Source organism: Bremerella cremea (assembly GCF_003335505.1).
Lineage (GTDB): Bacteria > Planctomycetota > Planctomycetia > Pirellulales > Pirellulaceae > Bremerella > Bremerella cremea_A.
The window spans coordinates 361,064-386,614 of sequence record NZ_QPEX01000046.1 but is presented as its reverse complement, the minus strand read 5'-3'; the positions used below and the strand labels follow the sequence as shown (position 1 = coordinate 386,614).

General features: G+C 55.6%; 23 protein-coding genes. 8 read left to right on the top strand and 15 right to left on the bottom strand.

Annotation, left to right across the window (positions count from 1 at the left end; genetic code table 11):
• Positions 1-68 precede the first annotated feature (68 nt).
• Both DTL42_RS25345 and DTL42_RS25340 read right to left on the bottom strand, forming a co-directional pair.
• Positions 69-2,636 carry a hypothetical protein gene (locus DTL42_RS25345; RefSeq protein ID WP_114373612.1) on the bottom strand — a complete coding sequence of 856 codons (2,568 nt, stop codon included), beginning with the start codon at positions 2,634-2,636 and terminating at the stop codon, positions 69-71.
• Positions 2,637-2,913: 277 nt separating this feature from the next.
• On the bottom strand, positions 2,914-3,558 hold the full coding sequence (locus DTL42_RS25340; protein ID WP_114373609.1) for an RsmD family RNA methyltransferase: 645 nt from the start codon (positions 3,556-3,558) through the stop codon (positions 2,914-2,916).
• 54 nt (positions 3,559-3,612) lie between these two features.
• On the opposite strand from DTL42_RS25340, the gene DTL42_RS25335 reads away from it, so the two are divergent.
• Positions 3,613-3,867 (top strand): hypothetical protein, encoded by a 255-nt coding sequence (locus DTL42_RS25335; RefSeq protein WP_114373606.1) that lies wholly within the window; start codon positions 3,613-3,615, stop codon positions 3,865-3,867.
• Between the two features lie 48 nt (positions 3,868-3,915).
• Here the strand turns inward: DTL42_RS25335 and DTL42_RS25330 are convergent, their stop codons facing one another.
• Positions 3,916-4,869, bottom strand: a complete 954-nt coding sequence (locus DTL42_RS25330; protein WP_158545549.1) for an endonuclease/exonuclease/phosphatase family protein — start codon at positions 4,867-4,869, stop codon at positions 3,916-3,918.
• Between the two features lie 235 nt (positions 4,870-5,104).
• Positions 5,105-5,590 carry a HEAT repeat domain-containing protein gene (locus tag DTL42_RS25325; RefSeq protein ID WP_114373601.1) on the bottom strand — a complete coding sequence of 162 codons (486 nt, stop codon included), beginning with the start codon at positions 5,588-5,590 and terminating at the stop codon, positions 5,105-5,107.
• Between the two features lie 175 nt (positions 5,591-5,765).
• Between DTL42_RS25325 and DTL42_RS25320 the strand changes: the two genes are divergently transcribed.
• From DTL42_RS25320 to DTL42_RS25300, 5 genes are all read left to right on the top strand, one after another.
• On the top strand, positions 5,766-6,506 hold the full coding sequence (locus DTL42_RS25320) for a sensor histidine kinase (RefSeq protein ID WP_158545548.1): 741 nt from the start codon (positions 5,766-5,768) through the stop codon (positions 6,504-6,506).
• A 102-nt stretch (positions 6,507-6,608) separates the two neighbouring features.
• Entirely contained in the window at positions 6,609-7,691 is a 1,083-nt protein-coding gene (locus tag DTL42_RS25315) for a PP2C family protein-serine/threonine phosphatase (RefSeq protein WP_114373596.1), read from the top strand.
• 537 nt (positions 7,692-8,228) lie between these two features.
• Positions 8,229-8,660 (top strand): nuclear transport factor 2 family protein, encoded by a 432-nt coding sequence (locus DTL42_RS25310; protein ID WP_114373594.1) that lies wholly within the window; start codon positions 8,229-8,231, stop codon positions 8,658-8,660.
• A gap of 232 nt (positions 8,661-8,892) precedes the next feature.
• Complete coding sequence (panD, locus tag DTL42_RS25305) at positions 8,893-9,279, top strand: aspartate 1-decarboxylase (protein ID WP_114373592.1); 387 nt, start codon at positions 8,893-8,895, stop codon at positions 9,277-9,279.
• Between the two features lie 908 nt (positions 9,280-10,187).
• Positions 10,188-10,502 carry a hypothetical protein gene (locus DTL42_RS25300; RefSeq protein ID WP_114373590.1) on the top strand — a complete coding sequence of 105 codons (315 nt, stop codon included), beginning with the start codon at positions 10,188-10,190 and terminating at the stop codon, positions 10,500-10,502.
• Positions 10,503-10,561: 59 nt separating this feature from the next.
• Here DTL42_RS25300 and DTL42_RS25295 read toward each other — a convergent pair whose 3' ends face one another.
• Positions 10,562-12,748 carry a DUF1553 domain-containing protein gene (locus DTL42_RS25295; protein ID WP_114373588.1) on the bottom strand — a complete coding sequence of 729 codons (2,187 nt, stop codon included), beginning with the start codon at positions 12,746-12,748 and terminating at the stop codon, positions 10,562-10,564.
• A 7-nt stretch (positions 12,749-12,755) separates the two neighbouring features.
• Positions 12,756-13,283: an RNA polymerase sigma factor gene (locus DTL42_RS25290; RefSeq protein WP_114373586.1), complete on the bottom strand. Its 528-nt coding sequence runs from the start codon at positions 13,281-13,283 to the stop codon at positions 12,756-12,758.
• 437 nt (positions 13,284-13,720) lie between these two features.
• Between DTL42_RS25290 and DTL42_RS25285 the strand changes: the two genes are divergently transcribed.
• Complete coding sequence (locus DTL42_RS25285) at positions 13,721-15,214, top strand: trypsin-like peptidase domain-containing protein (protein WP_114373584.1); 1,494 nt, start codon at positions 13,721-13,723, stop codon at positions 15,212-15,214.
• Between the two features lie 275 nt (positions 15,215-15,489).
• Complete coding sequence (locus DTL42_RS25280) at positions 15,490-16,419, top strand: hypothetical protein (protein WP_114373582.1); 930 nt, start codon at positions 15,490-15,492, stop codon at positions 16,417-16,419.
• A gap of 22 nt (positions 16,420-16,441) precedes the next feature.
• On the opposite strand, the gene DTL42_RS25275 is transcribed toward DTL42_RS25280, so the two are convergent.
• The 9 genes from DTL42_RS25275 to DTL42_RS25240 all read right to left on the bottom strand — a co-directional run bounded on the left by DTL42_RS25275 (position 16,442) and on the right by DTL42_RS25240 (position 25,462).
• The gene (locus DTL42_RS25275; protein WP_234824358.1) at positions 16,442-19,477 is read right to left on the bottom strand and encodes a DEAD/DEAH box helicase; all 3,036 of its coding nucleotides are present in this window, start codon (positions 19,475-19,477) and stop codon (positions 16,442-16,444) included.
• A gap of 286 nt (positions 19,478-19,763) precedes the next feature.
• Positions 19,764-20,480: a DUF1559 domain-containing protein gene (locus tag DTL42_RS25270; protein WP_158545547.1), complete on the bottom strand. Its 717-nt coding sequence runs from the start codon at positions 20,478-20,480 to the stop codon at positions 19,764-19,766.
• 67 nt (positions 20,481-20,547) lie between these two features.
• Positions 20,548-21,294 (bottom strand): DUF1559 domain-containing protein, encoded by a 747-nt coding sequence (locus DTL42_RS25265; RefSeq protein ID WP_114373578.1) that lies wholly within the window; start codon positions 21,292-21,294, stop codon positions 20,548-20,550.
• 11 nt (positions 21,295-21,305) lie between these two features.
• The gene (locus tag DTL42_RS26980) at positions 21,306-21,431 is read right to left on the bottom strand and encodes a hypothetical protein (RefSeq protein WP_261341610.1); all 126 of its coding nucleotides are present in this window, start codon (positions 21,429-21,431) and stop codon (positions 21,306-21,308) included.
• Between the two features lie 6 nt (positions 21,432-21,437).
• Complete coding sequence (locus DTL42_RS25260; RefSeq protein ID WP_114373576.1) at positions 21,438-22,130, bottom strand: DUF1559 domain-containing protein; 693 nt, start codon at positions 22,128-22,130, stop codon at positions 21,438-21,440.
• A complete protein-coding gene (locus DTL42_RS25255; protein WP_114373574.1) occupies positions 22,127-22,909 on the bottom strand; it encodes a DUF1559 domain-containing protein in 783 nt (260 codons plus the stop codon). The genes DTL42_RS25260 and DTL42_RS25255 overlap by 4 nt, the downstream gene beginning before the upstream one ends.
• A 73-nt stretch (positions 22,910-22,982) precedes the next feature.
• The gene (locus DTL42_RS25250) at positions 22,983-23,825 is read right to left on the bottom strand and encodes a DUF1559 domain-containing protein (protein WP_114373572.1); all 843 of its coding nucleotides are present in this window, start codon (positions 23,823-23,825) and stop codon (positions 22,983-22,985) included.
• Between the two features lie 106 nt (positions 23,826-23,931).
• On the bottom strand, positions 23,932-24,660 hold the full coding sequence (locus tag DTL42_RS25245; RefSeq protein ID WP_114373570.1) for a DUF1559 domain-containing protein: 729 nt from the start codon (positions 24,658-24,660) through the stop codon (positions 23,932-23,934).
• Positions 24,661-24,697: 37 nt separating this feature from the next.
• Positions 24,698-25,462, bottom strand: coding sequence for a DUF1559 domain-containing protein (locus DTL42_RS25240; protein ID WP_114373568.1), 765 nt, complete (start codon positions 25,460-25,462; stop codon positions 24,698-24,700).
• Positions 25,463-25,551: the final 89 nt, after the last annotated feature.

Sequence of the window (25,551 nt, the reverse complement as noted above, 5' to 3'; positions counted from 1 at the left end):
GTTTGCCTGCCGCACGTGGTTCTTTTTCGTTCTTGCGGCAAGTGGTTGCTTGTCGTGGAAGAAGAGACCTAGCGTGAGGCTCTTTCTGGCTGATCGCCGATACGGTGAGTGTTGGCGGCGGAAAGCTTGGTGGTTGCCTTGGGACCTAGCGAAATGGCCAACCAGCCTTCGTGGAGGGCAAGTTGGTTGATGCCGAAGCTGGCCAGGCGTTCGTCGTTGGTTGCCCCTTCGGGGAACAGCGGAATCTCGTGCTTCTTTGAGAGGACCTTCAGGAACACGGCTCGCAGGGCGATTTGATCGCGGAAACCGAGTCGTTTCCCTTTCAAGAAGACGGTGCTTTCGCGAACGATCTTGGCGTCCCAGCCCATGCTGGTTGGGCTGTACAACGCCGAGACTTCCAGGTCTTCCCAGGTGTTTTCGCCAACCTGAAGGGAATCGAGCCGCAACGTGAGTTGGGCCTGACCGTCGCGGAATTCGACTCGAATCGGATCGGACGCGTCGAAGGTAAACTTGACTTCCGTCGGTAGTTCTTCGTCTGCTTGTTGATGAATGGCCGGGAACCGCGTGCTGATCTCGCGGAGGAACTCGTGTGGCGTCAGTTCTCGCCCCCCCAACCGCAATTGGCGGATCATGTTGTTGATGCCACTTTGATGCAATTGAACGGCCAGGACACTATCGACCGGGCTGCTAGGACGCGGCGTATGGGCGGCAAGCTGCTTGGTGCCAGCCCCGCGGAAGCGACCAGCGATGCTACGGCGACCGGTATTCAGATCGACGATCGAAGGTTCGAGGCCAACCCGAACCAAGGGCTCGATCACGGTGACATATAACTTGTCTTGCCACTGATGTACCTTGGTGTTGAGCTGGGCGTTTAGCTCGTTCTCGGCCCGGCGACGCACGCGGCTTTCCACTTCGGCTTCGGCAGCGTACTTCTTCTCTTCCGTTTGCCCGCGAGCTACATTCCGGACAAGCGAACCAATCAAAGGGATGCCGTCGAAATCGCTTTGCAGGTTATCGACACTGGTGGTTGTTTCGGCCTTGGCCACTGCCGGTGAAACCCAGAAACCCTTCGAGTTCACCACCACTTGTTTGGCCGCGTGGTAGCGTGATCGTCCTCGATTGAAAATCGTGACCGGACCGCTGGAACTGGTTGTGTGGCTGTCGACAGCCCCCAGCACTTCCAACTGAACACGCCATTGCTGGTTGTCCGGTACCGGGCGAACGTGCAGCCGCGTTACGCTACGGCTGCGGCCACGCACGCGGGCTCCTAAGATGAAATCGTCGACCGGTTCGTCTGCTGGGCTCAACTCAGGCATGAAGGCCTGCATGAAGTTTTGGCTTACCTCGAACCGCGCATTCGCGTTGCGATAGGTATGGTCGATCAACTGGCCGTACGCCACAATCTCGGGCTGGGCGTGATGCTGCAGCAAGTTCGCCTCTTGGGCGATCTGCCGTGCGTCCTCGGCTGCTTGTTCAAGTTCATAGCGTTCGATCGCGGCCAGCGTTTTTTCGGGATTGAATTCAATGCCCAGCCAAGGTCGCAGCGACTCGGCCAAGTTCAAGAATGCGGGCTGCGAAAGCAACTCTTTCTGTGCTTCGTCGAAATCGGTGCCTTCCAAACGGGCGAGAACCTGGCTGGCGACGTCCTGCATCTCTTGTGGCGAAGCGTTGTTGTCCATCGCTTGGTGGAGTTGTTTGAAGCGGAGATAGTCGCTCCAACTCAACAGTTGCCCGCCATCTCGCAAAATGGTTTCCGCAGCTTCCAAATGCTTATGTAAATCGCCGAGCGTCGTCGGAGAAGCGTAACGTGGCGCCCCGCTAAGAATGATTGCGTTGGCTTGTTCCCACAAGTCGAGCCGACGAACTAGTGCGTAGTAGGTTTGCGTCAGATCGGTCCGTTCCCAGCCCAGCCCAAGGTGTTCGACCAAGTCAACCGCTTCCGAGGTCACTTCTTCCAGTTGCTGCAAATAGGCGGTAGCTGATGGGGACCCAATGGTCGAGTTTTCGCGCAGTTGTCCTACCATGGTCCGGACGGCGCTGGCCCAAGCTTTTGTTTCGGGATACGCGTCCAACCGTTTCAACATCGCATCGAGCTGTGGGGTCTTCGGCCAGCGGAAAGCTTGGGTACGCGTCGATTGCGGTGGAGCAAACTTCGCCGGAGGTTCTAAGGTTGGCAGCATCGGCGAAACGCTCGGTGGCTCGTCGGTAACCCGATACATCTCGCTTTGGTTGCGGGTGTCAGGCTTGTACGAGATCAGCGGCATCCGTTCCAGCGAAGGAAGGGTGCGGGACAAAGGCAGGGGCAAATGAATGGTTGGGTCGCGCCAAGGATTGACTTCCACTGGGGGCAACAAGCCGGTGCCGTCTGCGCTGAGCAGCGGGGCTGGATCAACCTTTTCTGCCGGTGGTTCGGCCAAGTCATCGCTGGGCGGTTCCGGCTCGACGACCGGAAGCAGCATATCGCGGATCGAGCGAACCGCGTTGGGCAAGCTCTGATGCAGCCGTCGCAAATCTGGCATGCTGTAGCCGGGCGAAGCTTCCTCGGCCTGGGCAGGAGCCTGAAGATTGGTAGCACGGCTACCGCTCAGCTTATCGAACGGCAAGAACTGCTTTTGTGCAGCAGGTTCCAGCGGCATCGATTGCGGTTGCTGTGGCTCACCCGACTGAGGAGGCGCAGCGATAGCCGATGCCGTTTGTCCAGCAATAAGCACGAATGTCAGTAATAACCAAACGCGAAGCCGCGAATTGGTTGTTGTCCACCTTGTATTTTTCACGCTCAAGAAGTGCCCGGGGAAAATCGACCGCACTCTGAAACCGTAATAAGCCGTCTCTTCCCTACATCGGTCACATTCAGGGTAAAACTACACCCTGAGTTGGAAGATCAGGCCGCTAGCAAGGCAGATGCTAAGCAAGCTACTCGCTTTCGGGAATCCGATAGACACCCACATGGGCTGGCGAATAGACGCGGACGTCCCAGTTCTCGGCATCGGGCAAGTTGGCCCCGTCGAACTGGCTGTCGAACTCGACAATCAAGACACTTTCGGGCGGGGCCGTTTCAATCAGCGTGCGAATCTGCTTTTCCATCTCTTCCGCCCGCGACACAAAGAACTCGTACGGGGGGCAAATGAAGACGGCCCAGGGAGTACGCGGCAGATTGGCAAGCTCTTTCTTTACCCAGATAAACGAGTTATGGGCATAGATCGTGACTTGGTCGACCAGTTCCAACGCCTCGGCATTGTCACGAATCAGCTTCGAGGTTGGCACGTGCCGCTCGATTAGGTGGGCACCGATCGCGCCGCGGCTGATCGCTTCCATCCCTAGTGCCCCAGTGCCAGCAAACAGATCGATGGCCAGCTTCCCTTTGATCGAAGGGCCGATTAAGTTGAAGACGGCCTCGCGTACTCGTTCTTTCATGGGGCGGGTACGGACGTCGCCCGAGTACTCGATCCGCTTGTTCTTCAATTGCCCGCCGATAATCCGCATCGGAGCATCGACCACCGGTTGTTGAGGTGGTTGCTTACGATTCGGTTTTCGTTTCGGAGCCGGGCGTTTGGCCATGGAAGAACTGCAACATGAGGGAAAGACGCGGAAAGAACGAGCGTTTATAGTACCATGCGCACCTCAACCTCGAACCCCCACAGCGCGATGACACTGTCTGAAGAACAACGAAACACGATCGATCGCTGGCGAAAACGGCAGATCTACTGCGTCGCGACAGGCAATCTCGCAGCGATTCTCTTTCTGGTGGGGGTGGCGCTGAACTGGCTTTCCTTCGTGGGAATTGGCGCCGCCGTGTTTGTGGTTTGTCTGGCCGGCATCTTGGCAGCCGGGGTCATCACCTCTCGCGCTGCCCGCTCTTCCACGTAACGGTCGCGCCGATCGAAGCGATACGGCCGTCCGAAAATCAACCGCGAGTTAACGGGCGGTGGCCGCTGGGCCAGAGGCCAGAGGGCCGCCGACGAATTCGTGGCTGGAAAACGTGGCCCAGATCGGCAAGTGGTCGGAAACCTCCAACGCTTGATCTTCGGTGAGCTTGAAAGCGGTCATCAAATCGAGCACGCCAGCTTGGCCACTAAATTCGGCGGTCTTGGCTTGGTCGAAGATAATGTTGTCGTAACTGGCCGTTTTGCGGGTGTTGGTGGGGGTACCTTGAACGGTGGGATAGATCCCGGGGATTTTGCCAAGCAGGCCCAGTTTGGTGTAATCGACGTTCAAGTCGCCCAGCAAAATCACGTCGTCTTCATTCAGCTTCATTTGGCTATCATGCCGGACCACCTCATACACTTCGGCTAACGCGTCGAGCTCTTCTTTGGTTTCATCCGGATCGGTATGGATGTTGATCAATGTGAAAGAAAAGGGCTGTCCTTCGGTGACGCGCGTGCGGAACGAAGCGATGTATGGCTGGCGATGGATCAGATCGTTGGGGTCGTTGATCGTGTAGTCGGTTTCGGGAACGAACTCGATGGTTTCGGAGTTGTAGAGAAACACGTACTGTTCTTTGCTGACCGAGCGTCCCAAGCGTGGGCCGACCAACGAAGCCCACTTTGAACCGTCGGCGTTGATCATTTCCAGCCAGCGGGGAATGACGTCTTGCTCTTTGCTGCGTAGCTCTTGCACGGCGACGACATCGAACGTTTTGACGACCTGGGTCAACGTTTTCATCACCTCAGGCTTGTCGAGTTTCAATTGCCCTAAGACTTGAATGTTGAAACTGGCGATGCGAATTGTATCGCCGGCAGGCTGGCCTGTCGTTGTTGTGGAAGTTTCGGCCTTATCGGGCAGTTGCTCTAGCATCTGCTCGACATTGCAGCCGGTAGCCGCAACCAAACCTGCCACAAAAGCCAACGCCGACAAAATAAATGCGCGCACCAGAAGCCTCCTTGCTATGTGCGGATAAGATTCGCAGGATGCTCTGTTGGCCATCCTTTGGCCAGACATCCTCTTATAAGCCGGGCAACCTTAGCGAATGCTGGCGGACGCTGCCAGACGAATCGCCGCGAAGAGCAGATAAAAACTTCGCGAAAGAATATCAAGGTGAACTTGTGGCATGCTTAGTCCACCAGTGGAAGATGTTTCGACCCAGGTAGGTTGCTCGCAATCTTGGTTAAAGGTTGGCGAGCGCCTTGGTTGCGAGGCGTGCTGTGCGAGGGCTGGGGCTTTTGGCGGCATTCTCTAAAGCGGTTTGCACTTCAGGACTGTTCAGGCCGATTTGACCGAGCGCCCAAATCGCACGGTTTTGCACTTCCTCGGGGGTCTTTTCGTTCTCGACGAGCTGAGCCAACTGCTTGGGGATCGCCAAGTCTTTAGGCTTCAACCGTCCCACTAAAGTGACCGCCCAATAGGCGGTTGCTTCTTCCGCCGTAAACAAGTCGGCCAAAGCGTCTTGTTCCTCGCTGGCGGGTGCCCCCATTTCCTCTAAAGCAGCGGACGCCCATTGGGCTACTTCTTCATTTGGGTCGGCAGTAAGACGGCATAACGGAATAATGGCCGTTTTCGCTACATCAGGGGATTTCGCGCATGCCTGGGTAGCGGCTAATCGCGTTTTTAAATCGCCTGAGCCCAAGTCTTGAATAATCTGAGACGGTTCCAAATAGTTCTCCTTGAGAGATCAGGGCAGTATGCCCGATTTGCAGAAAATACCCGCCATTTATGAAAATGCGCCTACTATTCCACCCACATGGGGGTATCATGCTATCTGGGGGGCAGTCTTAATTTCCAGGCTCACTCAAATTCCCAACGCAAGGATTGCTTTAGCAACTAGCCAAATGGGTTCCAACTCACTGAAACCGCCGATTCCCTGTTCGCAAGAACCTTGCGGCCCCGCTCCTGAAGACCCCCAAGGTAGTGGTGACAGAAGATTAACACCTCTCAGCCATCAAGCCCAGGCTGATTTGTGGCGTTATATAGAGCACTTAGAAAAATGGCGGCAATCGGTCGGCTACGAGATACACGACGGTCTGACCCAACAGATCACCGCAGCGCTGTTATTCCTGGAATCGTTTAACTGGGAGAAGCCAGACCGAACGGCCTTGGAACGCTGCCGAGCGATCTTGGAAGAAGCATTGGCCGAATCGCGACGTCTGATTCAGGGGCTCAATCCCAAACGCTTGGATGAAGAAGGGCTGGCGGCGGCGCTCGAAGAATTTTTGCTCGTTCCATCTCCATCGAACGCGCAGGTTCGTTTAGACATCGACAACCAGTTGCCACCTCTGCCGACTTGGCAACGGACAACCCTGTTTCGTTTTCTACAAGAAGCGATCAACAATGCGCGGAAGCACAGCGAAGCAACGCAAATCGAAGTGTCGGTACATGCTGCTGAGAGGTCGATTGTTGCCACGATTCACGACAACGGAATTGGTTTCGATCCTCAATCGGCTTCGCTGGTCAGCCACGGTTTGCGAAGTTTGCAGCACAAGGCAGAGCTGCTAGAAGCTAAGCTGGATATCGACAGTGCCCCGCAGCAAGGGACCAAGCTGACATTGCATTTCCAGGTAGCGGTCTCCTAAGCTCCTCTCGCCTGACGCTTGTTGTGCGGTCTCGTTTGTCGTGAGGGTTCCGTCGTCAACCAAGCCACTTGGATAGCGATTTGCTTTGGGAATGGCCGCACAATGGCATTTACGATTGTTTTGGGGCTCGCTGCCCTCTTTCAGTTTGCCGCCGTCGTTTTGGCGTTGCGTTTGAATACGATCTATCACCGACGCTTCGCCTGGCTCTTCATTTCCGGGGCTGGCATCTTGATGGTGTTGTGGATTGGTGTGAGCCTGGTCGAGACGATTCGGCATCCGCCAGAGGCAATCGCCAGCGAACTGACGTTGTGGCTGCAAACTTGTGCGACCCTGCTGACGTCGATCCTCTTTTTCGCGGGAATTGCCACCATCGAGCCGCTCTTTCAAGAGAACGCCGCCGCTCGGCAGCTTTTGGCCAGTGAAAATGCCCAGCTCAATCGAGAGGTGCAGCATAGCCGCGAGGAATTGCAACTGGCACATCGTGTGCAAGCGAATTTGCTCCCTAGTACGGCGCCTCAGATTGCTGGGCTCGACATCGCATTTCTTTCGCGTCCAGCGGAATGGACCAGTGGCGACTATTTTGATTTCGTGCAGATTGATCCCCGCTGCCTGTTGGTTACCGTGGCCGATGTGTGTGGGCACGGGCTGGCCCCAGCGTTGTTAATGACCACGGCTCGTTCCTATTTCCGTGGGATTGCGCGAACGCAGGAACACGTACGCCCGATCCTGACGACTTGGAATTCCGAGATCAGCGAAGATGTGGAAACGGGGGATTTCATCACAGCGATTGTCGTCCGGCTTGATCTCGAACAGCAGCGTATCGAGTACCTGGGCGCCGGCCAGAATGGGCTTTTGATTCAACCAGATGCCACCGTTGTGGAGATGGAGCGAAGTGGACCGCCACTGGGGATTATCAACGATTTCGTATTCCCAGAAGCGAAGTCTCTGCCGTTAGAAAGAGGCCAGATTCTGGTTTTTTGCACCGACGGAATCCAAGAGACCATTGGGCGAGACGGCAGCCAGTTTGGGACGGTCCGGATTGGCGAACTCGTTTCGTCGAGCCGGCAGCTGAGCGCTACCCAACTGGTTGAAATGCTCGATCGCGAAGTGAGCCGCTTCGCTGCGTCACCTCGACCGCAAGACGACCTGACGGCGGTCATTATCAAGATTGGTGACCCTGATTAGCCTCAAAATGCCCATGTTGAAGCGATGGGGAAGAGGCTAAGTACTGTTTTCTACGCAGTGCGATGCCTTTGTGGAGAATTATTTTGCGGCTCCAAATCACTCATGTTTGCGCGTATTAATACCTTTACCTACCATTCGAGCTGGAAACACCCTTTACGGCAAAATATGGCACCATTATTCACAGTGTAACGGATTTCTCTAGAAAACTTTCTGATTTAATCCGCGCAACCGGATCGTTTCTACTTGGAGATTTGGCCGAAGGAATATTAAAATCAGACGCGTGCCTTATCTTTTCTATTTCTTAACCGATACGAATTCTGCCTCGTTTTCGTCGGTGAAGAAAAAACACCTTAGGGAGTGTGTTTAGCCAGATGCTACGGCGATCAAGCTAGTTAACCGGACATTGCCTTAGGTCAAAGAGTTCTTTCAAGCCTCACGAAAGTTTCTCGACCTTTTCATGCGGCCCGCCCTACCGACTTGCTTCTATCTCCGGCGCTCGTGCTGGAAAACATCCTCGCGCATGACAGGGGGATTGTCGTGTATGCAACTGCTTCCGTTGAAGCGGATGTGATGAGTGTGCTGCGCAATTTCGCAGACGCTTACGCAAACCGTGACAAAAGGAGATTGTTGAACCTGTTTTGCACTGATCGAGACGTAGTCCTTTTGGGCAGTGGTTGCGACGAACGAAACGTCGGGATCAACGCCGCATTAGGGCAAATTCGCCGAGATTGGGAACAAACAGACACCTTGCGGATGCGATTTGGCTGGAGAAGTGTTTCGACCATGGGTCAGGTAGCCTGGCTCGCGACCGATTGCTATCTCTATGTCCAAGCCGGTTACCGCCGGGCCGAAGTGCCGATGCGAATTACAGCCGTAATGATCCAAACGGAAGACGGCTGGAAGATTGCTCAACTTCATTATTCGTCGCCAATTAGCGTCGAGAGTGATGTTGATACTTGTTTGGAATAGCTAACCCTATCTGACTCTTTTTTATATTTCAAAGACTATCCCAGCCATTCCAAATTTAAAAAAGCCCCCAGGTTTCCACCTGGGGGCTTTTTCCATTTCGGGTATTATCCGATATAATAAAAGGCTTGGCTTGTGACAGCCATTCTCATAGTAGCATTGCCTTCCGGCCCACCTGGGAGGCAAGGCTGCCATGTCCCACTGAAATATGGGTTCACACAACGAAAGCAGTGGAATGCTTCGGACCTTTCTCCGATCCAAAATTCACCGCGCCACGGTCACTCAGGCCGACTTGGACTACGTGGGTAGCATCACGATCGATTCCACCCTGCTAGAGGCGGCACAGATTCTTCCTCATGAACAGGTTGATGTTTTAAATATCACCAATGGGAAGCGTCTTACCACCTATGCCATCCCTGGCGAGGCTGATTCCGGCGTGATTGGTATCAACGGGGCTGCTGCGCACCTAGTGAGCCCAGGCGACCTGGTTATCATCGTTTGCTACGCCCAGTACACCGAGCAGGAAATCAACGGGCACCAGCCTCGGGTGATCTTGGTCGACCAGGCGAATCGGATAACCGACTGTATCGTCGAATCCGATTCGATGAATTCCGCGACCTAGTAGCCTCGGTTGGATTTTTTAGATCGGCCACGTTTCAAAACGTGATCCTAGAATCTTGCCCGTCTCGTTCGAGCCGATAACGCTTCCCAGGCAACTCTCTACCTGCAAGCTGGCTTTTCTGCTGCGGCCATCCACACCGTTTTATCAGCATCTGAGCTGGAGGCTGCGCGATAATTTTTCCGATTCTTCATACTCCAGAGGCAGTTTGGATATAACCCAAAGGCATGGTTTTACTGTTCACTATTTGTTCCCCGCGCAAGCGTTTGCCAGGGATCGTTACAAAAACGCAGTTGCTTGCTGAATCGATCTAAACTACGGGGCAGACCTCTCTTGAGGTGGTAGATCATTCAGCGGCAACTGCGTTTTTCTTAACTCGAGCTGTCTACCTACATTGGAACGGTATACCTGCGGTCTTTCCCTACTCAGCGGTGGAAGACCGCACAGTGGTCGATTATCTTGCCTAAGACGCTTGCGGGAAATTCGCAATTACGTCACATTAGGGGGAAGTGGTTGATGGCAGCCGCGTTTTCCTCTCGACTGCCACTCCAACTGCAAAAGCACCCCTCATCACTTCACAGAGCGATGAAAGTGCTTAAACGACAATACAAGATGTAAGGCTAATAAGTGTGGCAAGATGCCACTCTAGCGAAGCGGGGTCCCCGTTTTCGCTTATGAAGAGCCGGCAGAGCGTTATGCGGATTTATTCGCATCCCTTGGGGCAGACGTTCGGCCGGCTCTCGCCTTGCGCAGATTGGTAATCGTCTGCTTTTCTACTTTTTTGCCGCCAATCGCCAAAAAATTTCTCGCTGTGACCTGCCGTGTCAATCGCCCAGCGATAACTACTACTGCCCCAAAGGGGAATCAAGTTATCGAAAGAACCCAAACATATACACGGAAGGACATTCATCATGGCTAAGTTTTACGTCGAGTCTGGCTCGTTGCGATTGATTGTGGATGCTGCAGATGCTCGCCGAGCCGCGTTGTGGGCCGTTCATCGTGCTATGGAACACATTTTGCCTAACGAAGAAGAGGAATTGGACGTGGATAACCTACCTGAAGTGGAACCGGTTGGATCGATGGTTTTGGGGGATGCAATGCGGTTGAGCGAACGTGGCTTCGAGAATGACGACGCTACGCAGTTCGAGACGCTCGATATCGTCAGCGAATGGAGCCAACTGATGCAGGCCCTCACCCGCATGGAGAACGATCTGCGAGCCGCTTAAAACGGCTTGCCTAAGAGAGAGGGCGGCTAAGCTAAACGAGCCGATGCCGCCCAGGGGGCTCAATGATCGAGAATAAACTCGTTGCTGTTGAGTAGTGCCCACCAAATGTCTTGCAGGGCGACAGCTTCGTTATTTCGCGATTTTAGGATCTCTCCAATCGCGTTGAGTTCTTTTTTGGTGGGGCGACGCGAGAGTGCCGCGAGGAACAAGTGTTCGACCTTTTCCGGCGGAGACATCTTCGAGGCGATCACGTTTTTCAGCACGGCAGCTTGAGCATCGGTTGCCTGACGCATTAAACCACCGTTCATCATCAACAGCGACTGTGAGACACCGCCATCTAACGACGAGGTTTCGTTGTCTTCGTCGTCTCCCATCTTCTGATTGATCTGCCCGAGCCACGTATGACGGTCATCGTTGGAAGCGATGATCGCATTGTTGCGGCTAGGGTTTTTGGCTAGCATTTGCAGCGAGTGAAATAGCTGCTCGGCTTCCATCTGGCGAGCGTAGTAGCGGGCAAATAGCTGCTGCCCGGCGTCGGGATCATCGGCCAGGTTCGCATCGATCTGACGACTCGAAAGGGCATACGGCTCGGAAAGCACAATCCAACGCATCAGCCGCTTCATGTCGAAGCCTGATTCGGCGAAGTGAACTGCCAGATTGTCAAGCAGTTCGGGATGTGAGGCGGGATTGTGGGGCCCCATATCGTCGACCGGTTGCGTAAAGCCTACACCAAAGAAGTGCTGCCACATGCGATTGACGGTTGCCTTGGGGAAGTCGTCGGAATTGACGATCAGCTGTGCCAATTCGTGCCGACGATCGACTTCGCGGATCTTGCCTGAGGCCGGAATCTTGGTGCCGTCGACGAAAGCCGGATAAGCGACCTTGACCAGGCCGTTGGGCTGTTCGTAATAGACTTCGCCAGCGTCGGATGCTTGGTTCTGAACAAAGTCTCGATCGACAATCGCCAGCTTGCCAGACTCTCGGTCTTTGGCCAGCTTCGTTTGCCGGAAGAAAGCGTTCATGCTCCAGAACTGCTCTTGGTCCCAACCACTGGTCGGGTGGTTGTGGCATTCGGCGCACTGCAATTGTTGCCCCAAAAACGTCGAGCAAGTCTTGGCCGTGGCCAGCTTGGCATCGCCGTCGATCATGCTAACCAGGAAATTGGTCGCCGGGTTGAAGCTCTCGCTACCAGGACTGGTGGTGCCGGTGGCGGTGAGTAAGTCTTTCACTACCAAGTTATAAGGGGTGTTCTTCTGGAACGCGCTGGCCAGGTAGTTTTCTAAAGCGGCGCGATCGATCGGGCTGTCATCGCTCATCCCGCCGGCGCGGCCAACCAAGATGTTCGCGAAACGAGCACTCCAAAACGAAGCGAATTCGGCCTGGTATTTCTCGTTTCCTAAGATCTCGTCGACCAGCCAGGTGCGTTTATTTTTGCCGCGATGCTTGGCGTAACTCTCGATTTCTTCAACGGTGGGAATACGGCCAAGCAACTGCAAATAAGTGCGGCGGCAGAATTCGTTGTCGGTGGCGGCAGGGGAAGGTTTGACCTTCTCGGCCTGCCAAGCGGTGGCGATCGCATTGTCAATCTCGCGAATGACCTCGTCGTCGGCCAGTTTCAGGCTATCGCGGACACGTGGTTCCACAAAGCTGGGGGCAGCCTTCTCGGTGCGAGCAACCTGGGCGATCGTTTCGATCTCGGCAGGCATTAGCGACATCGCCGGGGAGACGCTGGGCAACCCATTTTCACGCGATCCCTTATCGTCTGGCGAAACGTTATGGTTAGCAAGCTGCGGACTGTTGTCCGATGTTGCTTCAGTGTTGCGGGCGCCGCTCGACGGTTTTGCAGTCCCGTCGGCGGCGAGCGGTATGCCTTGCCCTGGCACAAATCGTTGATAGGTGTAATAGGTTACTCCACCCAGCATCACCAGCAAGCATAAGCTGAGCGAAAGCGAGCCGATGGCGGTAACCAAACGTTGTCGTTTTAAGCGGCGTTTGTATTCGCCAGAACGTTTGGTCGGAGCTTCGACAGCCGGTTCATCAGAGATCGTTTCGGTGGCGGCGTTGACTGCGAGCGACAGAGGAGCTTTGACGCGTCCGTTTTGTGCAGGGGCACCATTCTGCTGGGAAGCCGCAGCGGCTTGTCGTTGCTGGTGGGCACGCATGATGCGCGCGGTCAGATCCGGCATCTGCTCTTGGCCGAGCAGTTCCTCTAACAGAGGATCGATGATGGGATCTTCGTAAGGCATAGGTGACTTAGGTTTGCTCTTTTAATTTAACCTCGATGCACTCGCGCAGCTGCTGCTTGGCACGTTGCATCAAGTTTTTGGCTCCATGTTCGCCGATTTCGAGGGCCTCGGCAATTTCCGTTCTCGATTTCCGATCTTGAAACCGAAGCTCCAACGCCAAACGGGCCCGGTCGGTCAAAGCTTGCAGGCACTCGCCTAACATCTCTAACAATGCTTCCGGCTTCCGATCGTCTGTCTGGGCCCAAAATTGATCGATGTTCTCGACGGCTTGGACGTTGGTTTGTCGTCCTTCTTTGCGCCGACGGTCGATCAACAGGTGCCGAGCTACGGTCCGCAGATACCCCCTTGTAGCGGCATCTCCTTGGTCCTCGAACGGTTTTTCCAGGATCTTTAAAAAGGTTTCCTGGGTCAGATCTTCCGCCTCTTGAGGGGAACACCCCCAAGATCGCAGGCTTCGCCAAACCGTAAGCTGATGTTCGGCAACAAGTTGCGCGACATCAACCGGCGGCGATTCGTGTTGCGGAAGGTCTTTCATTTATTAGAAACGATGCTTGGGGGCTAAATGTACTCAGAAAGGATGCCAGCCGCGTTCGGCTGATTGGGGATTCGTATCCCAAGGGGCAAACTGTTCCAGTGTATCCCGTGTTCTTTAAAAAGGTCGGAACTGCCCCCTCATACCGAGGGAACCGCCGGACGGATAAGGGGGAGAAAGCTACGCTGGCACACCGCGCCGTCGGCTGATAGCAGGGGTGAACTTGAGGTTTTTCTGGCCTTCTCGCGGAAATTGCGGGAAATCAATCACGATTGCCCTTGCTGGAATTGTACCTCTTGAGGACATTGTCCCGGCGATTTCCGACCCCCGCTGGCCAGGATGGCACAGCAGGAGATCGCCGGGCTGTCCCCGCTGGCCCAACCGGTAACCATCGCCCTGAAATCAGGGTTCGGCAAATACTCGCTCCAAGGAGGGATGCGATGAAGGCGATTACCTCGCTCTTATTACTGCTAGTCTTCACGGCCCCATTGGCCGCCGCCGACTCGGTTTTGTACTGCTTCACCGCCGATTGGTGTGTCTACTGCCACCAAATGAAGCCAGTCATCGCTCGTTTGCAGCAAGCTGGTTACCCGGTTCAAGTTGTCGACAAAGATCAGCAACCGCAAATGGCGCAACAAATGGGCGTACGCGGGCTGCCTTACTTTGTGATGGTCTCGGGAAACCAAATCGTCGGTCAGATTGAAGGAGCCACTTCCTACGACCGTTTGATCAACCTGTACCAAGTTGCCAAACCACGAACCCCTGCCCCGCAGCCCATCGCGAACCAGGCGATGCCTCGCCAAGCTGGTCCGCAGCTGAATGCGGCGACAGGGATTGCGCGTGGGCAATCGCCTCAGCATGGTGGCATGGTTCAGCCTGCCGTTTTTGGACAACCCGTTGGGGCTGCGGCTGCTCAGTCAGCGCGTGGTGGGGCAGATGTTCATGCCCAAGCGATGCAGGCCAGCGTCAAGTTGAAAGTGACCGATCCCGATGGCCACTCGTACGGTAGCGGCACGGTTGTGCATTCTCAAGGGAACGAAGCGTTGGTGCTGACTTGTGCGCACCTGTTTCGCGATTCCCAGGGGAAAGGTCCACTGGAAGTGATCACCTACCAAGATTCCCAGCAGGGAACGACCGTTCCGGGGGAAGTCCTGGCTTTTGACCTCGATCGCGATGTCGCATTGGTGGCCATTCGCACGCAATCTCCGATTAAACCAATGCCAATTGGTGCGGCCAATCACACGGTGGAAGTTGGCCAACCGGCGTTTAGCGTTGGTTGCGATAACGGAGGGCCACGGAATTTGTATCCTACGCGTATCAACAGTTTGAACCGGTACGTGGGGCACGCCAACGTCCAAGCCGCTGGGGCCCCGACCGTTGGGCGCAGTGGTGGTGGGTTGTTCGCGGCGGATGGCCAATTGATTGGCGTTTGCAATGCCGCCGACGACAAAGATAACGAAGGAATCTACGCCGCTTTACCTACGATTCATGCTGTGCTGCAGCAAGCAAAATTGGCTCACTTGTTCCAGAATCAAAGCCCGATGCGTCTGGCTTCGCACACGCAGCCCCCGGCTCAAATGCAACCGGTTGCCCAGCCCCCAACCAATCCTTCTCGTGCTATCCCGTCGGCTCCGACCAACAATTGGGATCCGCCTAGCCGTTCTCAAGCGGTGGCTAGTATGCCATCAGCCGCTTCGGCCAGAGCTGCGGTAGAAAGCATGGAAGGTTTGAGTGAAGTCGAGCAAGAGATGTTGCGTTATCTGCGTGGTCAAAAAGGTGGGGCAGAAGTGACCGTCGTGTTGCGGTCGAAAGATAATCCCACCGCGCAACCAGCAGTATTTACGTTGCCGAGTGGCCCTTCTCCGGCGCTGCTACAACAAGCCTCCCAAAACAACGGCCGGCCTGGGCCGATTATGCGAGGACAAAGCCGCTAAGGAGCAAGCACTTTACGCGAATCTCTGCACAAATTACGCAAAGATTTTCTCTGTGAAGCCATCGACAGGGGGTTTGCTTGGGTTAATAGACAGTTCATTCATGGGGATTTAAGGTGTTTCGGTTGGCTCTGTAACGATTGCACCGATCTCTGTTCGCTTCATGCTACGGCATTCCGCAGACGCGACTTACGCCCACTCAGACGAAACGTATGCTTTTTACGTAGGGAAGGGGCTTCTCTATCTATCGCGTTCTCATTTTTCCTGGTGATTCGCCTGTGATTGTCTTCCTGCTTTTCGCCGTGATCAACCTTGTTGCTGGTTTTGCTTGTGCCGTGTTGTTGGGCTATGGGCCTCGGCCATGGTACGCGCTGTTTCTTCCTTCCGGAGGAGACAGTCTGGTGCGAATTGAAGCGATCGAGGCTGAAGCAGAGGCAACCTCAGAGCAGGCAGCGAGTCCTGAACAGGTGGTCGCTGCGCCGCCGAAGCCTGCGCCAGATCCGTCACCGGCTCCCCAAGAAGTCGTGGCTGAGAAGGTTGTGGAAAAAGCTGTGGCTGAAGTTGCTCCGGAAGTGCCCGCTGCGCCCCCGGTCAATGAACCGGTGGCCGAGCTGAAACCAGAACCCATCCCAGAAGCCAAACCGGAAGTGAAGGCGGAACCCGCTGCCCCGCAGCCAGTCCCAGAGGAAACACCGGTCGCCGAAACAAAGACCGAAGAGAAGCCGCCAGAGCAACCAGCGGCGAGCGAACACGAGTTGGAAGACTACCTGGCCGGACTGCGGGACGAGCCGGTGGCTGAAGCTGACAGCAAGCCCGAGGTGGCGTCGCTAGATGATATCGAAGCGATGTTTGCCAATTCCACAACTTCCGAGACCACCGAGCAACCAGAAACGGCGAAGGCGCCTGTTGAACAGGCGGAGGACGGTCCGCTCGATCAAGACGACATCGCTTCGTTGTTTTCTGGCAAACCAGCAGCCAAGCGAAAAGAGGAGCCTGTCCCCCAGGCGAAGCCGGCACCTGAAGCAAAGGCCGAATCGGATGCGGCGTCGCTCGACGATATCGAGGCAATGTTCGCTAACTCGACCACGGCAGATAGTGACGACGAACCAGAGACCGCTGAGACCGAAGAGGAGTTGGAAGCCGCTGCCGAAGAAGAGCTAGAAGATCGCCCTCTCGACCAGGACGACATCGCAGCTTTGTTTAAGTAAGATCGCCTGGTAACGGCGCTGCTTAGCGGAAGATTTCTTTCTCGTGGAAGTCTCCGGTCGGGCTCATTCCTTTTTTCAACGCTTCTCGCAGCAGCGACTCCCCTTCCCCACGCAGGGCAAACACGGGGAAGCCGGGGCTGACGTATTGATTCCAATACCGTTCGTATACCTCGACCGATTCTTTGTTCTTCGCCAGGACGTTGGGCACGGCATGCACCATCACGGTGCGGTCTTCGTTCTTTTCGAGATACTGACCCAGCAGGTGCGGCAACATGCGAGAAAGCCAAGTCGTGCGAACGAACTTCAACTTGCGCGGGATGATGTAACGAGGTCGGTTGAGCGGACCGAGGGCTTCGTGCAGTGCGGTAACAAACATGCGGCTGTCTTCCGCCGTGGCATCTTCCAGCATTACCCGCACATAGCCGCCGGCCCGTGGCCGAGCGATGACTTCTGGCGGAGATTTGAGCAGCTTGAGCGCGACCATGCTCTGGGCGATTGCTTCTCCTACGGCCTGGACCAACGAATCGCTGGACCACGGTTCTTTCTCGTCAGTGAACGGAGGGAAGCCGCCTGCTTCGCGTTCCGACTGGTGAACGCGCATTTCGAGCGTGTGGCTTGGTTCTCCTTGGTAAGGTGTGCCAATCTTCCACAAGTCGCGAATCTCGTGCCGCAGGGCAACCCGGCTGAGCATGTTGCGGTTAAGCTCGCGGACCGAGCCTTCTAGCAGTTCTGGCCGCAAGTCGGTTAAGGCTGGATGAACGTGGCCGACTCCCTTTTCGATCAGCGCGTCGTCGGTTACGCCGAAGATGTTTTGATGCTTCTTGATGAACCGTGCGTAGTCGTCCAAGCCTTTGCTAAATTCGGGAGCGAGGCAAACCACGTCCCAGTTGTTGGCCAGCTTCTCAGGCACGGCCGGATCGAGCCGGAACGAGCGACCACGTAGCTGCCGCACCGTCATGCTGGTGGTGACCGTCGTCAAATCAACGAGCACGTTAATCTTGTTCGCATCCCACCCTTCCCCTAAGAGGCCACGTGTGCCGACCAAGCACTTGGTGAGCCCGCGCTGGAACAGCTCGGTGATCATCTCGACATAAACTCGCGGGCACCAATCGCGACCGCTGCCGCTGACAACATGAAAACCGACTTGTTCTTCAAAGGTTAGTGTCGCCTCGAAACCAGCCTCGGCCAACCACTGCTTGGCGGCGGTTTCAAAGCGATGGGCCAAGTCGTCGTCGACCAACACGCTGCTGCCGGTGACCAGTACCGGGTCGAGCTCGTCGAGCTTCGGATCGCTGACCAGCACGCGAAACGCCGCGATTGCGCCCCCTGCTTCGCTGCTGAGTAAGTGTTCGACATCCGAAATCGTGGCCGAGGTTTTCTCGAAATCGGTCACCACCACCGCGCGTATGGTGTCCCCCAGGGCGGCCATTTCCGTTGTGAGGATCGGGACCAACGCTTGAGCTTTCTCGCTGCTGTAGGCCAGCACACGTCCGACCGGCGAAGCACATGCCTGGCAACCGGTTTCGGTGATTTGCACGCCCAGCATGCGGAGCCCTGAGATGACCTTCTCGGCCAATGCTCGGTCTGCGGCATTGGGGGAACGCCGCAAAGCGTGGCGGACGTAGCGATCGAGCACCGGGATAACGACTGGGATCGGCGGAACTTCTTCTAAAGGAACCTCGATCACCACCGGCGGCACCTCTGCCGGCAGTTTGATTTTACGAACCTGTAAAAAGACGCGCGCCGCGTCGGCGAACTCAGGGTCGCGGCGATGAAACGAGGCCCACGTCTTGAACGTGCTGGTTGCGTGGCGGCGTGTTTCCAACGTTTCGAGCAGCCACGGTATCAGAGCTTTCACGCGAGGAGCTTCGTCGGTGGTGGTTGATTCGACGGCGGCTGGCTCGACGTTAACAGGCTCGGCTGGGGCAACTTCTGGCGAAGCAGGTGGCGTGGTTTCTGGAATTAAATCGGCGAACGGATCGTCTTCCTGGTATACCGCTTCCGTTCCACCGACATGGGCGAGGCTGGGAACCTCTTGCGGTTCGTCCTCTTCATCGGCAGCAACCGGGGGAACTGGCGATGAGTGGACGCTGGCAGGCTGGGCGGTTTCCTCAAATGGCTTGTCGCAAACTAGCTGCAAAATCTCGCTCAAGTGATCGTCGGCTTGGGCGACGAAGCGGAGTTCTTCCTCGGATGGACGCACGAAATAGGCCAGGTCTTGGTACGGGGCCAGAAAACCATCACGCACCACCGCAGGCACCGGCACGTCGTGATCGATCGGCCCGAGGAACTGGGTGTACCGCTCGAAGTCGGCCGGCACCTTGCCGTCGCCATCCGGCGGAGTCGCTGTTAGCCCGATCACGATGGCGTCGTCCAGCGAAGCCATGGCATCGGAAAGAACACGTCCCCAGTGGCCGACCAAGTGATGGCATTCGTCCAAGATCAACAGCCCAACATTGGCTTCGCGGAGCTTCTGCCACGTACGTAAGCACGATTGGTGCAGCATCTCGAACGATTGGCCAGCCAAGCCTGCTTCGTCCCGGACTTGCTTGCGATAGGCGGACAAGCGTTGATCGTAGTAGTCACGATTATGCCGCTTCAAATCGCGAATCCAGACCTTGGCTTCGGCGGGATCTTGGGCCTGGCCTTTTTCGATCAAGCGATCTTCCCACAGCGACATAGCCGCATGATCGAGACCGTCGTCGCCACGGCGGGGCAAGGTAACGGCTTGATAAGTGAGCGAGGTGAGTAGCTTCGGCTCGTTGGCATCGGTGCTGACTATCTGTGAAACCGGCACGTTCGATTCGAACAGATCAGTCCTAGCCGCCCACTGCGATTGAATGGCCGAGTTCGGACTTAGCACCAGTGCCGGCCGCTTGATCAACTCGGCCCAAAGGTACAGCCCCAAAACGGTTTTGCCAGAGCCAGGCGGGGCAACGATATGGAGTTGCCGTTCCCCCTGAGCCAACTGCTGTTCGGCGACGTCGCGGACTTGCAACTGCGAGGGACGCAACTGACCGCGGAACCGGATAGAAGGAAACGAAGGATCAGGCATCATAACGGCGGTCGATCAGGAAGTTCACACGAAAGCTAGCATCAATACGTATTCTCTTTCTTCGGCAAGCGGTCGGCGATGGGATCAGCGAAACCTGGCGCGGGCTACCAGAGTAATGCGGGTTGCAGCGGCCTTACCGGCCCAAGGCACTCTTGCCGGATGCCTCTCTCGCGCCGATGTGGTGGGTGCCATGCCGTGGTCTTCGTCGGCATGAGCTTCCTGGCTTCGCATGCTTACGAGGACGAAAGCATGGCACCCGTTTGAAGAGATAAAATTGCCTGCCAACGAACTAGCTTCCATCAATCGACAGCATTCCTTGAAGTTGCGGTTTGTCGGCATTGGTGAAGGTGCGGACCGAGCCATCGGAGAATAAAGCGGTGACTTCACCAGACGGGGTGGCATTGAAATCGAGCAGCAGAAATTGCTGGGGTGAAAGGTCGGTAGGCTTTGTCCAGGGAACCGGGTTGCTGCCATCTTCCACCACGGCGATAACATTGGACGTGCCGTTGGTAATGTTCGGGAAGCTAACGCTCTTCTGCGTGTTGAGCAGCGTGTTTGGTGCAGCCAAAGCCACGTAGGTGGTCATCCCAGGGTTGTATTGCGTTTGCAGCGCCGGGCTGGTCAGTATGGCAGGGGTTTGGCTGGCCAAGGGAAGATTCTGGGGGCTGTCCCACGGCTGCGAAAGGTCGTACTGCGAGTAGAGGTAATTCTCGTTGATGAACGGCAAGATCAGCACCCGCCACGAAGTCAGCGGCTGGCCGGCTGCATCGACGGTATAAGCTGGCGGAAACGCGCCGTACGTGTCGTGATAGTTGTGCAGCGCCAGGCCGATCATCTTCATGTTATTTGCCGAGGTCATTTGCTGGGCGGCCCGTTTGGCCTGAGTAATGGCCGGCAGCATCACCGCCGCACTAAAGATTCCACAACAAGCTAAGCCCAGCATGAACATAACCAGCGTCACGACGATGATAATCACTTTGGTATTACCGAGTCGGTTTGGTATCAAAGAGAGTTCCTTCATGGCGAGAGCCGTCGGTTGGTGGTGGTTTCTGCAGCCAAGTGATTCATAACCACTAAGGGCCTTTTTTAGGGATTCGCCCGTCGTCGCAAAATATGAGATCGACAAGCTGAGAACGTTCCTGTTCACTTAAATGGTGGACGGAGCCATCACCGCGCAGTACCTGAATGCCATGCAGATCATTCTGATCCCACGGAGCCATCGTCAGTAACTCGAGCGGATCGATATCGTCTGGCTTGGTCCAGATCACCATCCGGCCAGGGTCGTCGATCGCCATGGCTGTGTTGCCTAAACCGTCAGGCACCTCCTGCAGCGTGCGTCCTTTGCCTGGCCGTAAGATGGTGCCTCCATCGACTGCATCGACGATGCCCAGATAGGGCGTTTTCCCTTCGAGCTGAGTTTGGCGAAAGAAAGGACTGGTGTAAACCTCGGGCATTTGCAGCACCAGCGGCAGATTCGTCGGGCTGTCCCAAGGGGCATCCAAATCGAATTGATCGTACAGTGCTTGATGTTCCAGCATGGGTAAGATCAGCACTCGCCACGAGTAGAGCGGCCGGCCTTGTTGATCGGTTACGTAGGCAGGGGGTAACTCGCCATAAGTGTCGTGATAGTTGTGCAGTGCCAAGGCGATCTGTTTCAAGTTGTTTATGGACTGCACACGGTATGAAGCCGACCTAGGTTGACCGGTGCCAGGTAACATCGCATACACAAGACCACAAAATGCGAAAAAAGCGACTCCCAGCATGATAGGCATATCTTTGATCGGTTGGTGAGGTTGCCGAGTTGGGGGAGGCTGGTTCATAGGAAAATCTCTTACGGGCTACTCATGCGACCATCGTCGCAGAATACCAGGGCCGAAAGTTCACTCGCTTCGACGTGGTATTTTACCGCCCCATCGGCTAACAGTACCAGAACCGCTTCCGGGCTCTCGGCTGTCAAACGGATTTAGGGTACCTTTCCGTCGTCGGCGTACATCAGCGGCACAACCTCTTCCCGTTGTGGGTTCTCGATTTCAAATGCGTTCGCATCGCAGGTCACCAGGGCGATCCACGCAGGGAACTTCTCGGCTGGCGGTAGCCGATCCAGGAAGTCCTCTGGCGAAACATCCTGCGGCTGCGACCAGATGACCGGGCGGCTGCGGTCTTCGACCACCAGGGCAGTGCCTGCCAGGCCATCGGCGGCGGCGATCTTGGCCAGCGATTGCCCGGCCAAGGGAAGCATGGCCGTGTGCGGCTCTTTGGCCGAGACAAGGGCCACGAAAGCGGTTTCTCCATTCTCCTCCGAGTCGAGATGCCAGCAGGTGTAATTCACCGGAAGGTTGCTCGCCAGCGGAAGGTTCTCTGGGGCATCCCAGGCTTTGTTAAGATCGAACTGTTCGTACAGATCTTGTTGTTGCAGATAAGGGAGCAACAAAACACGCCACGAGTAGAGCGGATTTCCCTCGGCATCGGTCACGACCGCCGGAGGCAGCGTCCCGTAATCGGCTTCGTAAGCGGCCAGGGCCAGGCTGATTTGCTGGAGCTGACGGAGCGACTCCATCCGCCGAGCTTCGGTCCGCGGCATTTCCAAATTCGGCATAAACTGCAGCAGCAGTGCCAGCCCGAGCAGAATCACCAGAATAGCTAAGATTGCTTTCATCGCTGTGGCACCTTACCGTCGTTGGCGTACATGGCCGCTGGCAGAACGATGCGGAGGTTCTCCCCCAGCCCTTGGGCCGATCCATCGCCGTAGGCAATCGCCACTTCCCCCTCGTGCTCGCTTGGTCGAAAGCGACGCAGGAACTTGGCGGGGTCGGTGTCGTTGGGCTCGGTCCAGCAGACCGGGTCTTGGTTGTTTGCGATGAGCATGGCCGTGTTGCTGGTTCCATCTCCGACGGTAGCCAGCGAGCGGGCAGTCGTATGTTTTATGAGCGTCCGCGAACCAGACTCGTCGACCAACGCTTGATACGGGGTTTGCCCGGTAGCGCCGTCGATGTGGCGATTGGGCGAGCGAAACAGATCGGGCATTTGGCGAACCAACGGCAAGTTGACCGGCGAATCCCAGGCCTGAGTCAGATCGAACTGCTTGTGCAGGGCCCCTTCGCCAACCATGGGCAGAATCAACACCCGCCACGAATAGAGAGGCTTACCGTCGGAATCGGTAACGCAGGCCGGGGGCAACTTTCCGTAGGTATCGAGATAATTATGAAGCCCCAGGGCGATCTGCTTGAGGTTGTGCCGATCCTGGTACTTGGTCGCTTCTGGCCGAGGATTCTGGATGAAAGACCACAGGCTAAGCAAGAAAAAGAAACCGACGATCGGAATGACGGCCAAGGTAACGATCGCGTTTCGCTGGTAATGCGGATTAGGTCCAAGCGTAGGTGCCCGCTCGCTGGCATCCTTGGGCGGACTATGAAATGGATTGGGTGTGTCGACCATCAGTCCCACCGTTTTTGCGAGAAGAGAAGAGAAGAGTGCTCTTTATTTTCGCTGTTTGGGGGGCTATGTGCAATCAATTGGTCGGGATTGCCAGGGGATCTTCCTGCAAATCGATCTTTTCATATTCGACCGATTCGCCATCATGGCGATTGAGCAAGTTCAAGATATTCTGCGGATCAATTTTCGTAATCCTTACAACATCACCAGAAACGAAGGCCACATAAAGTCGTTTCTGTTGTAGGTCTTGTTTGGAATAGCGTGCGATAAACGTTTCCGGGGAAACATCGGTAGGCTCGCTCCAGGTAACCGGATGTTCGAGATCGGCATAGAACAGCAGCGTGTTGACGGTACCGTCCAGGCAATCCTCGTATTGGGTGCCTTGAAGTCGGACTGGTGGCTGTGGCTTATTGGTGTAGGGGTCGTAGAAAGTTGGAACGAGTTGCCCCTTGATTTTGTTGCCCGTAAACATCGTATCTGGACCAACCACCACGCAGAACGGAGTTTGCCCGGGAAGACAATCGGCTAAGGGGCCTTGAAATGGTTTAGGGGTCGTTTCAGCGTGCTTACGATTGGCAGGGCTATCCCACGGCTGCTGATCGTCGTACTGCTGGGCCAGGGCTTCTTCCTCCAAAAAGGGAAGCAAGCTGACCCGCCAAGAGGTCAGCGGCCTACGCTTGGCATCGGGAGTGAATGCAGGCGGAAAATGATCGTGGGTATCGTAATAGGCGAGCATCGCTCGGGCAATGGCCTGCATGTGATTGATGGTGACTTCTTCCTGCTTTGCTAGTTGGGCAGGAAGCATTATCGCGTAGTAATACCAGGCGAATGCTGCGGCCAAGCCAATCGCTAAAACGAAAACCAGCACTCCAACTACAATTGGCCACGACTTCTTCTTCGTAATGTTGGAGTCTTGCATGGTCTCTTGTCTTAAGTGTTTGCTGCGGGTTCATCAAGCATGCTGAAAATAGAAGTATATTCTGCTTGGCTGACCTTTTCGAAAGACGACATCATCCATCAAGACGCTAAAACGCTCGCCCTTCGAAGGAGGTGACATGGCCGTCGTTGCGTACGGTCAGATTCTCAAGGTCTTTCGGCGTTATCTTGGTAACACGAAACGTGGAGGCATCGACCAGGGAGACGTAGAGTGGCTTTTGATCGGAGACTTGAGAAGAGCGGCGCTGCAGAAACTCTACGAGTGAAAGATCTTTCGGTTCGCTCCAAGGGACGGGATTTTCTAGGTCGGCAATCAGCAGCAACGTATTTGAGCTGCCATCGGTGCAGTCGCGAAACTTCGTTTGTTGGTCGGAAGGGAACATCGTGTTGGGACCAACGACCACGACGAACGGGGTTTTCCCTTCGCTACAATCGCATTGAGGAGAACGAAATGCCTGGGGCGTCTCTTTCGCAAAACGAAGGTTGTCTGGGCTATCCCACGATTGCTGGCGGTCGTACTGCTGGAAGAGATCGCTTTCATCCACGTAGCATACCGTGGCCCGCCACGATCGAACCGGTTTGCCGGTTTCGTCCAAGACAGCCGCTTGGGGGAAGACCTGGTTGGCGTCGAGGTAGTGGTGCATTGCCAAGGCAATCTGCTTCATCTGGTTGATGGTGACTTGCTCTTGGTAGGCAGCCACCATCGGCGTGACGATGAAGAAATAAATCAGGGCCAAGACAATCCCTGCCAAGCCAGCCGCCGCAAATATTAACGGGGCTGGCAACTTTTTGTTGGTGGGTACGTTGATGTCGTTCATGAACTATTTTTCGGAAGAGGAAAGACTTCGTCGGTCCTTACAAGCCGTTGCCAATATCGATCAACCAGCCGATTTTCTCGCGGTCTTCGTTACCGTACTGATAGATATGTCCGTCGGCGATGCCGAACTGCGTGCCGCCGTGGACGTTGTCCTCGAAGCTAGAGCGGGCCAGGAGCTCTTCCGGCGATAGGTCGGTAGGCTGCGACCAAATGACCGGGTGGTTTAAATCTTCAATGAAGACCGCCGTGTTGATGAGACCATCGGAAATGTCCTGGTAGCGGAGTGGTTTCTCGGTGTTGAGAGCAGTCTTCGGTCCAACCACGCCGACAAAAGGAGTCAAGCCGCTGGTTGCATTGGCAATCAGTGGATTCACCAAGCCAGCCGGCGTTGATTTCGAGAGCCGCAAATTCTCTGGGCTGTCCCAGGGCTTGGTTTGGTCGTATTGATCGTAGATCGCTTGCTCGCCAATGTAGGGCAAAATCAGCACCCGCCACGAAGTCAGCGGATTGCCGTTTTCGTCTTTGGTATAAGCAGGAGGCATCTTTCCGTTCGCGTCGTAATATTTGTGAAACGCCAAGACGAGCCGCTTCATGTTTGCGCCGGCCTTGTTCACGTCGGCAGACGACGCCGATCCTCCAGCGGAAGCTACCGCACTGCCAGATGTGCTGCTCGAGCTACCTTCGTTGCTAGAAGTACTACTCGCATTGCCGCCGTCGAGTGGTTCAATTTTCTGGCAGCCAACCAAGATTACAGAAACCGTCCACAGCAGCCCCAAAGTGGCAAATTCAGCACGCCATTTCATCAAAATAAGAACTCCTCAAGCTAAGATCATCAAGCTGGCAAACAATAGACTGGCTTAGATCATATCCCTCGGAGGAAGCGAGTAAAAGG

What these genes read in the sequence shown, in the direction of transcription:
- DTL42_RS25340 (WP_114373609.1), bottom strand. Translation starts at nt 3,558, where the DNA reads ATGGCCAAACGCCCGGCTCCGAAACGAAAACCGAATCGTAAGCAACCA.
- DTL42_RS25240 (WP_114373568.1), bottom strand. Translation starts at nt 25,462, where the DNA reads ATGAAATGGCGTGCTGAATTTGCCACTTTGGGGCTGCTGTGGACGGTT.
- DTL42_RS25285 (WP_114373584.1), top strand. Translation starts at nt 13,721, where the DNA reads ATGAAGGCGATTACCTCGCTCTTATTACTGCTAGTCTTCACGGCCCCA.
- DTL42_RS25260 (WP_114373576.1), bottom strand. Translation starts at nt 22,130, where the DNA reads ATGAAAGCAATCTTAGCTATTCTGGTGATTCTGCTCGGGCTGGCACTG.
- DTL42_RS25275 (WP_234824358.1), bottom strand. Translation starts at nt 19,477, where the DNA reads ATGATGCCTGATCCTTCGTTTCCTTCTATCCGGTTCCGCGGTCAGTTG.
- DTL42_RS25255 (WP_114373574.1), bottom strand. Translation starts at nt 22,909, where the DNA reads ATGGTCGACACACCCAATCCATTTCATAGTCCGCCCAAGGATGCCAGC.
- DTL42_RS25295 (WP_114373588.1), bottom strand. Translation starts at nt 12,748, where the DNA reads ATGCCTTACGAAGATCCCATCATCGATCCTCTGTTAGAGGAACTGCTC.
- DTL42_RS25300 (WP_114373590.1), top strand. Translation starts at nt 10,188, where the DNA reads ATGGCTAAGTTTTACGTCGAGTCTGGCTCGTTGCGATTGATTGTGGAT.
- panD (WP_114373592.1), top strand. Translation starts at nt 8,893, where the DNA reads ATGCTTCGGACCTTTCTCCGATCCAAAATTCACCGCGCCACGGTCACT.
- DTL42_RS25290 (WP_114373586.1), bottom strand. Translation starts at nt 13,283, where the DNA reads ATGAAAGACCTTCCGCAACACGAATCGCCGCCGGTTGATGTCGCGCAA.
- DTL42_RS25245 (WP_114373570.1), bottom strand. Translation starts at nt 24,660, where the DNA reads ATGAACGACATCAACGTACCCACCAACAAAAAGTTGCCAGCCCCGTTA.
- DTL42_RS25265 (WP_114373578.1), bottom strand. Translation starts at nt 21,294, where the DNA reads ATGAACCAGCCTCCCCCAACTCGGCAACCTCACCAACCGATCAAAGAT.
- DTL42_RS25335 (WP_114373606.1), top strand. Translation starts at nt 3,613, where the DNA reads ATGCGCACCTCAACCTCGAACCCCCACAGCGCGATGACACTGTCTGAA.
- DTL42_RS25345 (WP_114373612.1), bottom strand. Translation starts at nt 2,636, where the DNA reads ATGCCGCTGGAACCTGCTGCACAAAAGCAGTTCTTGCCGTTCGATAAG.
- DTL42_RS25250 (WP_114373572.1), bottom strand. Translation starts at nt 23,825, where the DNA reads ATGCAAGACTCCAACATTACGAAGAAGAAGTCGTGGCCAATTGTAGTT.
- DTL42_RS25315 (WP_114373596.1), top strand. Translation starts at nt 6,609, where the DNA reads ATGGCATTTACGATTGTTTTGGGGCTCGCTGCCCTCTTTCAGTTTGCC.
- DTL42_RS25320 (WP_158545548.1), top strand. Translation starts at nt 5,766, where the DNA reads ATGGGTTCCAACTCACTGAAACCGCCGATTCCCTGTTCGCAAGAACCT.